14 protein-coding genes are annotated in these 9,878 nt (G+C 71.8%); 4 read left to right on the top strand and 10 right to left on the bottom strand.

Annotated elements, in window-relative coordinates:
* Window positions 1-475: 475 nt before the first annotated feature.
* Both ACWC1K_RS00490 and ACWC1K_RS00495 read left to right on the top strand, forming a co-directional pair.
* Complete coding sequence (locus ACWC1K_RS00490) at window positions 476-1,171, top strand: hypothetical protein (RefSeq protein ID WP_450827506.1); 696 nt, start codon at window positions 476-478, stop codon at window positions 1,169-1,171.
* Between the two features lie 130 nt (window positions 1,172-1,301).
* Window positions 1,302-1,589, top strand: coding sequence for an SCO5918 family protein (locus ACWC1K_RS00495; protein ID WP_450827508.1), 288 nt, complete (start codon window positions 1,302-1,304; stop codon window positions 1,587-1,589).
* A gap of 79 nt (window positions 1,590-1,668) precedes the next feature.
* Here the strand turns inward: ACWC1K_RS00495 and ACWC1K_RS00500 are convergent, their stop codons facing one another.
* From ACWC1K_RS00500 to ACWC1K_RS00530, 7 genes are all read right to left on the bottom strand, one after another.
* The gene (locus ACWC1K_RS00500; protein WP_450827510.1) at window positions 1,669-2,061 is read right to left on the bottom strand and encodes an STAS domain-containing protein; all 393 of its coding nucleotides are present in this window, start codon (window positions 2,059-2,061) and stop codon (window positions 1,669-1,671) included.
* A gap of 70 nt (window positions 2,062-2,131) precedes the next feature.
* Window positions 2,132-2,452, bottom strand: coding sequence for an SCO5918 family protein (locus ACWC1K_RS00505; protein ID WP_450827512.1), 321 nt, complete (start codon window positions 2,450-2,452; stop codon window positions 2,132-2,134).
* Between the two features lie 6 nt (window positions 2,453-2,458).
* Window positions 2,459-2,764 (bottom strand): CBS domain-containing protein, encoded by a 306-nt coding sequence (locus tag ACWC1K_RS00510; RefSeq protein ID WP_450827514.1) that lies wholly within the window; start codon window positions 2,762-2,764, stop codon window positions 2,459-2,461.
* Window positions 2,765-2,853: 89 nt separating this feature from the next.
* On the bottom strand, window positions 2,854-4,341 hold the full coding sequence (locus ACWC1K_RS00515) for a DEAD/DEAH box helicase (RefSeq protein WP_450827516.1): 1,488 nt from the start codon (window positions 4,339-4,341) through the stop codon (window positions 2,854-2,856).
* Between the two features lie 178 nt (window positions 4,342-4,519).
* Window positions 4,520-4,723 carry a cold-shock protein gene (locus ACWC1K_RS00520; RefSeq protein WP_351473518.1) on the bottom strand — a complete coding sequence of 68 codons (204 nt, stop codon included), beginning with the start codon at window positions 4,721-4,723 and terminating at the stop codon, window positions 4,520-4,522.
* A 236-nt stretch (window positions 4,724-4,959) separates the two neighbouring features.
* Complete coding sequence (locus ACWC1K_RS00525; protein WP_450827518.1) at window positions 4,960-5,412, bottom strand: DUF5994 family protein; 453 nt, start codon at window positions 5,410-5,412, stop codon at window positions 4,960-4,962.
* Window positions 5,413-5,665: 253 nt separating this feature from the next.
* A complete protein-coding gene (locus tag ACWC1K_RS00530) occupies window positions 5,666-6,010 on the bottom strand; it encodes a hypothetical protein (RefSeq protein WP_450828066.1) in 345 nt (114 codons plus the stop codon).
* 652 nt (window positions 6,011-6,662) lie between these two features.
* Here ACWC1K_RS00530 and ACWC1K_RS00535 point away from each other — a divergent pair.
* Window positions 6,663-7,061 carry a DUF5994 family protein gene (locus ACWC1K_RS00535; protein ID WP_450827520.1) on the top strand — a complete coding sequence of 133 codons (399 nt, stop codon included), beginning with the start codon at window positions 6,663-6,665 and terminating at the stop codon, window positions 7,059-7,061.
* Window positions 7,062-7,086: 25 nt separating this feature from the next.
* Here the strand turns inward: ACWC1K_RS00535 and ACWC1K_RS00540 are convergent, their stop codons facing one another.
* Both ACWC1K_RS00540 and ACWC1K_RS00545 read right to left on the bottom strand, forming a co-directional pair.
* Complete coding sequence (locus ACWC1K_RS00540) at window positions 7,087-7,611, bottom strand: DUF5994 family protein (protein WP_450827522.1); 525 nt, start codon at window positions 7,609-7,611, stop codon at window positions 7,087-7,089.
* Window positions 7,612-7,768: 157 nt separating this feature from the next.
* Window positions 7,769-8,023, bottom strand: a complete 255-nt coding sequence (locus ACWC1K_RS00545) for a hypothetical protein (RefSeq protein WP_450827524.1) — start codon at window positions 8,021-8,023, stop codon at window positions 7,769-7,771.
* Between the two features lie 174 nt (window positions 8,024-8,197).
* Here ACWC1K_RS00545 and ACWC1K_RS00550 point away from each other — a divergent pair, with 174 nt between their 5' ends.
* The gene (locus ACWC1K_RS00550; protein WP_450827526.1) at window positions 8,198-8,683 is read left to right on the top strand and encodes a DUF5994 family protein; all 486 of its coding nucleotides are present in this window, start codon (window positions 8,198-8,200) and stop codon (window positions 8,681-8,683) included.
* 261 nt (window positions 8,684-8,944) lie between these two features.
* Here ACWC1K_RS00550 and arsM read toward each other — a convergent pair whose 3' ends face one another.
* Window positions 8,945-9,838, bottom strand: a complete 894-nt coding sequence (gene arsM, locus ACWC1K_RS00555; protein WP_450827528.1) for an arsenite methyltransferase — start codon at window positions 9,836-9,838, stop codon at window positions 8,945-8,947.
* Between the last annotated feature and the right edge of the window lie 40 nt (window positions 9,839-9,878).

The following is a 9,878-nucleotide window of genomic DNA, read 5'->3' on the forward strand; positions in this document are numbered from 1 at the left end:
GGAAGAGCACCCCATATGCGGATTCCCCGGCGATGGGATTTCCATGTATGCGGCCCATGAAGTGGCGAGGCATGAAGGCGTCCGGCCGCCCGGTTGGCGACAGCGCTGCCGGCAGCGACAGGAGGAACACGTCCGAACAAGCCGTCTCCGTCACGGGAGTCAAGCTCCTCGACGTCCCGGCGGTTCACCGCCCAGGTGAAAGCACCCATCCGGCGCTTTCGCGGTCGGAGCGCCTCTGACCTGGTCGTATGTCCGCTGACACAGCGGTCGGGAGGGCGGGGTCGCACCGCTGTCGACCGTGGTTGACCGCTCCCATGGGCACGCTGCGGGGCACAGGACCCAGGAACGGCCGCGTCGGCGGGCGTAGGCTCGGAGGCACCGAGGGCACCTCGTGTGCCGGCTCACGCGCCGGTGCCGTTCTCGGCGAACGACGACGCCGGGGCGGACCCGTCCGGACCCGGAGCAGGGTTCGCCCATGACCGTGAACACGCCGGACCGCCCGCAGTCCGCCTACCTGGGGACCCCCGGCCGACAACCAGCGCTCACCGAGGCGCCGCCGCAGCGGGGCCGGCGGGGGCCCTCACCCGAGAAGGGCGAGTTCGTCCGTCCGCTGACCCGGTGCCAGATCGACGACCGCATACAAGAGCTCGGCGAGCTGTACATGAACACCTCTTCGCACCAGGTGCGGGGCTCGGACGCGTCGGGGCAGGGCCGGTCCGCCGCGTTCCGGCGACGGCTCGCGGGCCACATGCGGCGACCGGGGTTCGAGCTGCTCGTGGCGGAGACCGCCGTCCCCTCGGGCGCCGTCGGCCTCACGGCCTGTGCCTACGGTTTCCCCGTGCGGGGCGACGGGCCCTGGTGGGACGGCCTCGACGGGTATCTCCCGCAGAGCCTGCTCCGTGTCGCCGCCTTCGGCAGGCTCTTCGCGATCGCCGACATTCTCGTGGAGCGACGGGTACGCACCCAGGACCAGAGCCGAGAGTGGAACCTCGCCCGGCGCCTGCAGAAGCGGCTGCTGAGCGATCACGCGGCAGCGCTCGGTGTCACGCTGGTCGACCGGGACAACGCGGACACGCTCGAAGCACTGCTGTCCTGGGGCTGGCGCTGCCTGTCGGCCGACGCGCGCGAGGCGTCGCACCTCGCTCCCGGCAGGCTTCTTGTGCTCCGCTGACCGGGGGGTGGCGACCGGCGACCGGCGGGCGTGGGCCCCTGCCCGTTCTCGGCCGGCACGCGCGTCGACCGCACTGCCCCTGCTCGCGTTCCACCCGTCCCGGATCCGTCCCGACCCCTGGTGAGGAACCATGCGCTGTGTGATCGCCCGTTATCCCTTCGACCTGTCCAAGGCGGGCGTGGAGATGTCGATGCAGAACGTCCTGCCCGAGCCCGTGACAGGGGAATGCGTCGTCATCGGGGACCGGGTGTACCCCGTCAAGCAGGTGGGCGTGGTGATCACCCGCCAGGACCCGCGCGACTTCACCGCCACGGAGATGGTCCGGGCACTGGTCCGGCTCGGCTTCACCTGCCGGACCGCACCTCAGCAGCCCCCGCCCGGCCTCTCGTACGGTTCCGTCGACCGGTCACTCGGCTGACCCTCCCGTGCGCCCGCCGCGATCCGGCCGATCCGGGACGCGGCGGCCCTTCTCCGTGCCCGGCACGGGCTGCCGTACGTCACCGGGCCTGCGGGCCGGCAGTACGCGCCGATGTGGGGGCGAGTGCTCCGCCACGCGCTGCCGAAGGCGTTCCGCTCCAGGCGTCCTGGGCGCTGGCATAGGCGGGGAAGCGGCCGAGCACCCCGCCGTCCAGCATGACGAGTTCTATGCCACGGCTGCTGTGGACGACGCGGACCCAGCCCTGCCGGGCCCGGCAGTCGTCCCACGCCTCGCACAGCGGTTGCAGGATGCTTCCGTCCGCGAAGGTCACCTCGCGGAGATCGACGATGAGGAAAACGCGGCCGCACCCGGTACGGGCACCCTCCAGGGCGTGCACCAGGCATGTCATGGCGGTCAGGTCGAGCTCGCCGTGGGCCCGCACCATCCGGCATTCGCCGAACAGTTCGGGCACAGGGAAAGGCTCGGGCGGGCCGGGATGAGCGCACATGCGCCCCATCTCCTCTGTCCGGTCGGAGCTGGGGTCACGCGTCCTGGAGGCCGGGGCTCCCGAGAGCTTCCGAGGCGGCCTGGAGGGGGCTGCGGGCACTCGCATCCATCGGCGCGGCCTCGGGACGGGCGTGGCAGGTGAAGCCGAGGAGGACCATGGCCCGGAGGACCTCACGGCCGCTGAAGTCGCGGCGGTCCTGCCGGGTGATGACCTCGCCGACCTGCATCACGGGATAGCGGCGGCGGCCGATGGTCACGGAATCACCGGTGACGATCTCGGGCTTGACGCCCGCCATCGCGTCCAGCACTCCGGGCCTGGTCAGTTCGAACGGGTAGCGGGCGATGACACAGCGCATGGTGCCTCACAGGGAGAGGGTGGAAGGTCTGACGGCCGGGCACGGTGCGCCGAGGACGTCCCGCAGCCGGATGTGGTCCGTGTAGGCGGAACTGTCGCGGTGCACGGCGAGTTCGGCCCGGGTGACCGAGCCGGTGCGCTCGTCGTCCCCGTCGCACAGGAGCAGGTGGTCGACACCGGCGCCGGCCATGACGGACAGGGCCACCTCGACGGTCATGTCGTCGAACACCCGCAGCTCGGTCGCGTACCGGTGGTCGACCCGGGCCATGACGTCGGGACTGGTCGGGTTTCGATGCGTCTGAAGCGGTGTCACAGCTGCCTCCTGCGGTGCGGGCGGATTCTCTGAGCGCGACGGCTTTGCACAGCCAGTCCGTCGCCGGCCGGCGACGGACTGGCGACCTGTCATGCTGCGCGGCGCTTCGCCGAGGACCGGCCCCGGGGGGTGCGCCCCCGTCGGCTCCGGGCCGAGGCCGACCCACCGGATGCGGCCCGGCGAGGAGGCTCCGCGGTCGGCGCGGTGATGACGACCGGGACACCGGACGGGGCCTTGGCGCCGGTGATGCGGCTCAGTTCCGTCTCTCCCGAGCGCACCGCGGTGATCGTCGGGTTGATGCCGGCCGAGGCCATCAGCCGGCTCATGTCACGGCGCTGGTCGGGGGTCACCAGGGTGACGACGCTGCCGGACGCGCCGGCGCGGGCCGTACGGCCGCCACGGTGCAGATAGTCCTTGTGGTCACCCGGCGGATCCACGTTGACGACCAGGTCGAGGTCGTCGACATGGATGCCGCGCGCCGCGACATTGGTCGCCACCAGCGCCGTCACCTGCCCGCTCTTGAACTGGGCGAGGGTCCGGGTGCGCTGCGGCTGGGACCTGCCGCCGTGCAGGGCGGCCGCCCGGACACCGCTGCCGAGCAGGTGCCTGGTCAGCCGGTCCACGGCGTGCTTGGTGTCCAGGAACATGATCACCCGGCCGTCCCGCGCCGCGATCTCGGTCGTCGTGCGGTGCTTGTCCGCCTCGTGCACATGGAGCACGTGGTGCTCCATCGTGGTGACGGCGCCCGCCGACGGGTCGACGGAGTGGACCACCGGGTCGCTCAGATAGCGGCGGACCAGCTTGTCGACGTTGCGGTCCAGGGTGGCCGAGAAGAGCATCCGCTGGCCTCCGGGACGCACCTGGTCGAGCAGCGCGGTGACCTGGGGCATGAACCCCATGTCGGTCATCTGGTCCGCCTCGTCCAGGACGGTGACCGCGACCGCGCCCAGTCGGCAGTCGCCCCGGTCGATGAGGTCCTTCAGCCGCCCCGGCGTCGCGACGACGACCTCCGCCCCGGCCCGCAGCGCGTTCGCCTGTCTGCCGATCGACATCCCGCCGACCACGGTGGCCAGCCGCAGCCGAACGGCGCGGGCGTACGGGGTGAGCGCGTCGGTGACCTGCTGGGCGAGCTCGCGGGTGGGCACCAGGACGAGGGCCAGCGGCTGTCGCGGCTCGGCTCGCCGGCCCGCCGTACGGGCCAGCACGGGGAGGCCGAAGGCGAGGGTCTTGCCGGAACCCGTGCGGCCGCGACCGAGTACGTCACGGCCGGCCAGGGAGTTCGGCAGGGTCGCCGCCTGGATCGGGAACGGCACGGTCACGCCTTCGTGGCCGAGCGCGGCCAACAGCGGTGCCGGCAGGGCGAGTTCGGCGAACGACTCGACGGCGGGCAGCGCGGGCTCGATCGTCCTGGGCAGCGCGAACTCGCCGCCGGGCACGGCCTGTCGGCTGTCGTGGCCCTTGGGGCGGCGCCGGGCGCCGGAGCGGTGTGCGGTGGAGCCCTCGAAACGGTCGTAAGGGCGGGTGGCGGGCGTGGTTCGCCGGGGGCGTTGAGCGCGTGAAACGCTTGCTCTGCTCATGTGGAATCTTCCTCGATGCGGGCGCGTATCAAGGAATTCCCGCAGCCTGATGAACGGCGCAGAGAATCGCGAGAACGAGCCGAAGGCGACAGGGGCGATTTCCCCTGAAAATGCAGCGAGCTGGGGCCCGCACCCCAAGGTGCGGGCCCCAGCTCGGAAGTATGCGTCGGTGCTGTGGTCAGGCCGGAACGATGTTCTCGGCGGTCGGGCCCTTCTGGCCCTGGCCGATGTCGAACGACACCTTCTGGCCTTCCTGCAGCTCGCGGAAGCCCTGGGCGGCGATGTTCGAGTAGTGGGCGAAGACGTCGGCGCCGCCGCCGTCCTGCTCGATGAAGCCGAAGCCCTTTTCGGCGTTGAACCACTTCACAGTGCCTGTAGCCATGTCATTTCTCCTTCGGAAACGGTGCTCGGAGTTCGCCCTGTGCGCCCTCCGTGTCGCCGCGATGATCAGCCCGTCGGAAAATGAACCTTTTGGCAACCACAACTGCAACCTGTCTCGACAGTAGCACGCGCACTGGGCCATCTGTCGCGAACAATTTCGCTCAGCCGGGTCGGTGGGGGGAATATTCCTTCTTCCCCGTCCTTAATTCTCTCTTCGAGGCGACAGATATGTGTCGATCAGCGGGTCAGCAGCGCGCTCGCGCCGAGGTGGACCGCGGGGTCGGCCGCGGCGGTCATCAGCCGGGAGGCTTCGTCGGGAGGCTCCTGGGGCGGGACGACGAGGAGCACCCAGCGTCCGACGGTGTCGCAGTCCAGGGTGATGACGTGCTCCTCGCCCGCGGAGCGGGTCTGTTCCACGGTGATCACTCTGCCGGGTGACATCACCGTGTGCGGTGCGTCGGGCCACTGGGCGGCGGCCACGGTGACGGCCACCGTGGTGAACCGGTCCGGCTCCAACGCGGCGACGAGCGAGGGCAGTTCCAGTTCAAGCGCGTCGCAGCGCGGCCACCAGGCTCCGTCCAGCGGGCCGTGGCTGACTTCCGGGGTGAGGGCCAGGCGGGGCAGGGGCATGCGGTAGGTGTGCCCGCTGTCCGCGGGTGGGTCTTCGGCAGGCGTTCCGCTGTGTTCCATCGTGCGGTCCCGTCCCGGGAGCCGAGGGCGGCTGCCCGTTTCGTCATTCGCCGGGAACGGCACCGCCGGTCGCGCTGCGCGAAAAGCCCTCGGTTCGATCAGGCTACGCCTGGACGGGGAGGAGCGGTTCGAGGAGCGACGCCCGGGGAGTCCCGGACGGCCGCCGCCAGGAATCGAACGACCGGCGGCGGCCGTCGAAAGGCGCTTGCGCCGGCGGACCCGTGGCCGTTCGTGCGCGCGGCATCCTCCCGGTTCAGACGCGCAGCAGCCGCCCGGTGATCTCCCGGTACTCCCGCAGCGCGAGCCGGAGTTCGGCGGACTGCGTCTCGGGGTCCCGGTCCTGCCAGCCCGCGCGCAGGACTCGCCGACGTTCCGTAAGGGCGTTCACCAGAGCCTCGGTGGCCTCGTCGAAGGCGTTCTCGGCCTCCTCCAGGGCCTCGCCCGGAGCGTCCGCGAAGGTGTTCACGGCGTGTCCGAGGCGCCGGACGATCCTGTCCCGCTCGTCGGTCGGGAGCAGCGGTTCCACGCCCGGGGCGCGGCGCCCGGCGAGGCCCGGGGGTCGGTCGGCGGGTTGCTGGGCGCGTGTCTGGTCGTACATCGTCGTATCCACCGTTCCCGTGGTGATGGGGGGCGCCGCCCGAAGACGCCTTTGGCCTTCTCGGCGGCCTGCTCCAGGCTGCCTGAAGCCCGATCGGCCCTGCCATCACGGCCTTGCGCCGTCCCGTCAGTCAATGTCCCGCGACGATCCGTGTCAACGCGGTACCGGCCCGAGCGCACCCCTCCCGGGGGCCTGACCAGCGGTCTACGAGTGCTTCCCGGCCCGGGGAGTACGGTGGGGACACGAGGGTGCGTCGTGCCTAGCCGACAGGTCGTCTCCAGTACACCACCCCAGCCACCACGGGCAGCCCGTGACCCCGGCCGCACCTGCGTCCCAGCGGCCTCCGCCGAGGTCAAGGAGCCCCTCCATGTCACCCAGGTCCACCGCGGCGGCCCCGCCGGGCGGCCCGTTGCCCGGCCGCGGCGGCGGGGGAGCGGCTCCACGTGGCCGTGACGGCAGTGATCGTGGTCCGTCGGCATCCTTCCGCACCAGGCACCAAGACCGGGCCGCCGGCCCGCGGCCGCCGGCCCCGGGCTCCATCGGTGAGAGCCCGCACCACCCCACCAACAGAACGACGCCGACCGCGGTCGGCTCGCCCTGTCGTGCCCGACGTCAACCATCCCATTGTGCAAGGCAGTTGGCAGGAGCCGTCATGACCAGCGCACTGCAACCCCCGCTTCCTCCCCGGCCCGCCCTGCGTCTGCGTCTGGCCCCGCACAGGGACCTGCCCCGGGCCATCGACGGCGCGTGGTGGCCTCGTTCGTACGACCTCCTCGCCGAACTTCCGCAACTGCTCTCCGGGTTGCCGCGCGAGTGGGGCCCCATCACCAGCGTCACGGTCAGCGGGGCGACGTGGTCCGCGGTGCCGGGCCGGATGCTCGTCTCCAACCAGGTCGTACGGCTGCGCAGGACACCGGCGGCATCCGCCCCGCGCACCGTCGTCCTGCTCGCCCCCGGCCAGGGGCGCTGGGACCTGCTGGTGGTGCCGCCGGACACGACCGACGAGGCCGCGGAACCGCTCATGTCGGCCGCCGCGGGCGGTCGGGCCTGACCCGGCCCGTGAGGGGAGCCGGCCGTCACGTGCCTGCCGCCGGCCGGTCCGCCGGGCCGGCCCCGGTGTCGTACGACGAGGCTGTGCCGTCGGGCTGTTCCGCCGCCACGAGGGCGGACGCGGTCCGAGGCGGGCCCGTGCCGGCGCTCGCGGCGGACATCAGCCGGGCGGCAGCCGTGTCGTCGGTCTCCGGGGGAACCACCAGGAGGTTCCAGGGGCCCGACGCGCCGGACAGCAGCAGAATCTTGTGCGGATCCAGCTCCGAGGTGAACCAACCGACCTTCACCACATGGCCGTTGACGAAGATCCTGCGCGGAATGATCGGCCAGTAGCGGGGATTGACGGCGATCCGGGTGATCCGGCCCCACAGCGGGTCCAGTGCGTCCGTCAGCGGGGTGAGTTCCTGTGTCAGGTCACGTGAGCGGGGCCACCAGGCGCCGTCCAGCTCGACGGGTCCCGGGGAAGGTCTCGGGGGTATGAGGGCGAGGCGTGCTGCCGGAGCCCCGAAGGGCGTGGCGCTCAGCGGAGGACGGCCGGTGGTCGCGGACATCGTGCGGACCTGTCTCCGGACTCCCTGCGCGCGGGCAGTTGTCCGGCGTTGTCGCTCACCAGGAACGACACCGGCATCGGGGCCGGTGCGCGAAGTGCTCCCGATGACCTCACGCTACTCCTCGGACAGGCCGGGCGGACCGCCGCCGGCCGTCGCCTCACTCGCGCCGGCTGTCTGCTCCCGGGGGGCGGCTGGTCTCCAGCCAGGACCGCGCCGGTTCCGCCGCCCTCGTTGTGTCCACGACGAGCTCGAGGCGCGTTCCGCCGCCTGTGCCCGCGGGATAGCTGCGCTGTTCGGTCGCCGCGAAGCAACGACGGAGCACCTCTGCGACACGACGGGCGACCTCGGGGGAGGCCGCGACGATGCGTACGTCGGCGTGGCCTTCCGAGGGGGTGTGCTCGGGCTGCTGCATGGCGACCTCGGGTCATCTGGGCACGGACGAGCGGACCGGATCTTCGACTCTACTCCGGCGTGTCTCGCGACTCACGCGCGTGACCAGCGCCTTCCCGGCCGCAGTGAGCCGCGGAGTACCGTGAAACGAGGAATCCACTCCGCGTTTCCGCCGACGGACAGACAGGTGAGTGTGATGCCCGACCACGACCCCCCGCGTGCGGCCAGGCTCCTGCCGGACACGTTCCCTCAGGGGGCGAGGCCCGGGACGGCCGTCCTGCGGCTGGAGACGACCCATGAACGGCAGGGTGTTCTGGACGGGGCATGGTGGCCGCGGTCCCGTGACATCGCAGCCGAGCTGCCGGCCCTGGTCACCGCACTGACCGAGCATCTCGGGCCGGTGACCCGCATCGGCCTCGACGCCACCGCCTGGGAGCGACTGCCGACGCGGCTGATCGTCGACGACCGCGTCGTCCACATCGACTCCTTCCCGGTCGGCGACGACACCGTCCTCGTCACCAGGGGCGAGACGGACCACTTCTCCCTCCTCGTCGTCCCGCCGCACGCGACGCCCGAGGCGGCCCGCGCCGCGATGGCCGCAGCGGTACGCGCCGACAACGTCACCCAGGCCGCACAGATCCTCATCGACACCGGCACCGGCCGGATGGCGCCGGAGACGTGACGACGACCGGCCCGTCGCCGGGCCGGCCGACGTGTCGAAGTCGCCCGGGATGATCCGGGGGGCGAGGTCCGGCAGGTGCGGACGACGGCCTGGCACCCGGACGGGGCCTGCGCCGGAGATCGCGGAGGAGCACCCCGGCGCCGACGCGGTGAACGTGGCGCATGCCGCGGACCGCGACAGTGAGCGGGTGACGAGAATCGAACTCGCCCACCCTGCTGGTCGACGGTATCTCTCCGCTCGCCCGCCCGGGAGTCCTGCGGATCAGCTCTGGCAGCCGCATCCCGAAACGGCCTTGGCCTCCGCCACGGTGGTCGACGGGTCGGCTGCATGTTCCTGCGGGCTGCAGCACGCGGTGACTCCGCAGCAGGCGTCGGCCGTGGCAGCGGAGTTCCCCGGCTCATGGGCGCTCGCGGGCTTGACCGCGCGGACGACGGCGGAGTGCATGCCGTCCGCGACCGCGTGCGTCGGGGTGATCTCGATGCCGGTGAATCCGGCGGCTTCCAGGCCGGTGCGGTACTCCGCGAAGGACAGGGCACCGGCGATGCAGCCGACGTAGTCGCCGCGTTCGGCGCGCTGTTCGGTGGTGAGGGTGTCGTCGGCCACGACGTCGGTGACGCCGATACGGCCGCCGGGCCTGAGCACGCGGAACGTCTCGGCGAAGACGGCGGGCTTGTCGACGGACAGGTTGATCACGCAGTTGGAGATGACGACGTCGATCGTGTCGGCGGGCAGGGGGATGGCCTCGATGGTGCCCTTGAGGAACTCGACGTTGGTGGCTGACGCCTTCTCGGCGTTGGCCAGGGCCAGGGCGAGCATCTCGTCGGTCATGTCGAGCCCGTACGCCTTGCCGGTCGGGCCGACGCGGCGGGCGGAGAGCAGGACGTCGATGCCGCCACCGGAGCCGAGGTCGAGGACGCGCTCGCCTTCGCGGAGTTCGGCGACGGCGGTGGGGTTGCCGCAGCCGAGGGAGGCGGCGACCGCTTCGGCGGGCAGGACGTTGCGCTCGTCGGCGGCGTAGAGGGTGGAGCCGAAGTTCTCGTCGACCTCGACCGGCTCTGGCCCGCAACAGGCGGTGTTGCCCTCACTGACCTTCACGGCTGCGGCGGCGTAGCGCCGGCGGACGGTTTCGCGCAGGTCGGTGGACTGCTCGTTCATCACTTCACTCCTGGGTGACTGGGCATGGCGGTGCCCGGAA

Source organism: Streptomyces sp. NPDC001492 (assembly GCF_053597275.1).

Bases quoted from the DNA above. Each gene is read 5' to 3' on its own strand.
- ACWC1K_RS00490 (WP_450827506.1), top strand. From the start codon at position 476: ATGACCGTGAACACGCCGGACCGCCCGCAGTCCGCCTACCTGGGGACC.
- ACWC1K_RS00495 (WP_450827508.1), top strand. From the start codon at position 1,302: ATGCGCTGTGTGATCGCCCGTTATCCCTTCGACCTGTCCAAGGCGGGC.
- ACWC1K_RS00505 (WP_450827512.1), bottom strand. From the start codon at position 2,452: ATGCGCTGTGTCATCGCCCGCTACCCGTTCGAACTGACCAGGCCCGGA.
- ACWC1K_RS00515 (WP_450827516.1), bottom strand. From the start codon at position 4,341: ATGAGCAGAGCAAGCGTTTCACGCGCTCAACGCCCCCGGCGAACCACG.
- ACWC1K_RS00520 (WP_351473518.1), bottom strand. From the start codon at position 4,723: ATGGCTACAGGCACTGTGAAGTGGTTCAACGCCGAAAAGGGCTTCGGC.
- ACWC1K_RS00525 (WP_450827518.1), bottom strand. From the start codon at position 5,412: ATGGAACACAGCGGAACGCCTGCCGAAGACCCACCCGCGGACAGCGGG.
- ACWC1K_RS00530 (WP_450828066.1), bottom strand. From the start codon at position 6,010: ATGTACGACCAGACACGCGCCCAGCAACCCGCCGACCGACCCCCGGGC.
- ACWC1K_RS00535 (WP_450827520.1), top strand. From the start codon at position 6,663: ATGACCAGCGCACTGCAACCCCCGCTTCCTCCCCGGCCCGCCCTGCGT.
- ACWC1K_RS00540 (WP_450827522.1), bottom strand. From the start codon at position 7,611: ATGTCCGCGACCACCGGCCGTCCTCCGCTGAGCGCCACGCCCTTCGGG.
- ACWC1K_RS00545 (WP_450827524.1), bottom strand. From the start codon at position 8,023: ATGCAGCAGCCCGAGCACACCCCCTCGGAAGGCCACGCCGACGTACGC.
- ACWC1K_RS00550 (WP_450827526.1), top strand. From the start codon at position 8,198: ATGCCCGACCACGACCCCCCGCGTGCGGCCAGGCTCCTGCCGGACACG.
- arsM (WP_450827528.1), bottom strand. From the start codon at position 9,838: ATGAACGAGCAGTCCACCGACCTGCGCGAAACCGTCCGCCGGCGCTAC.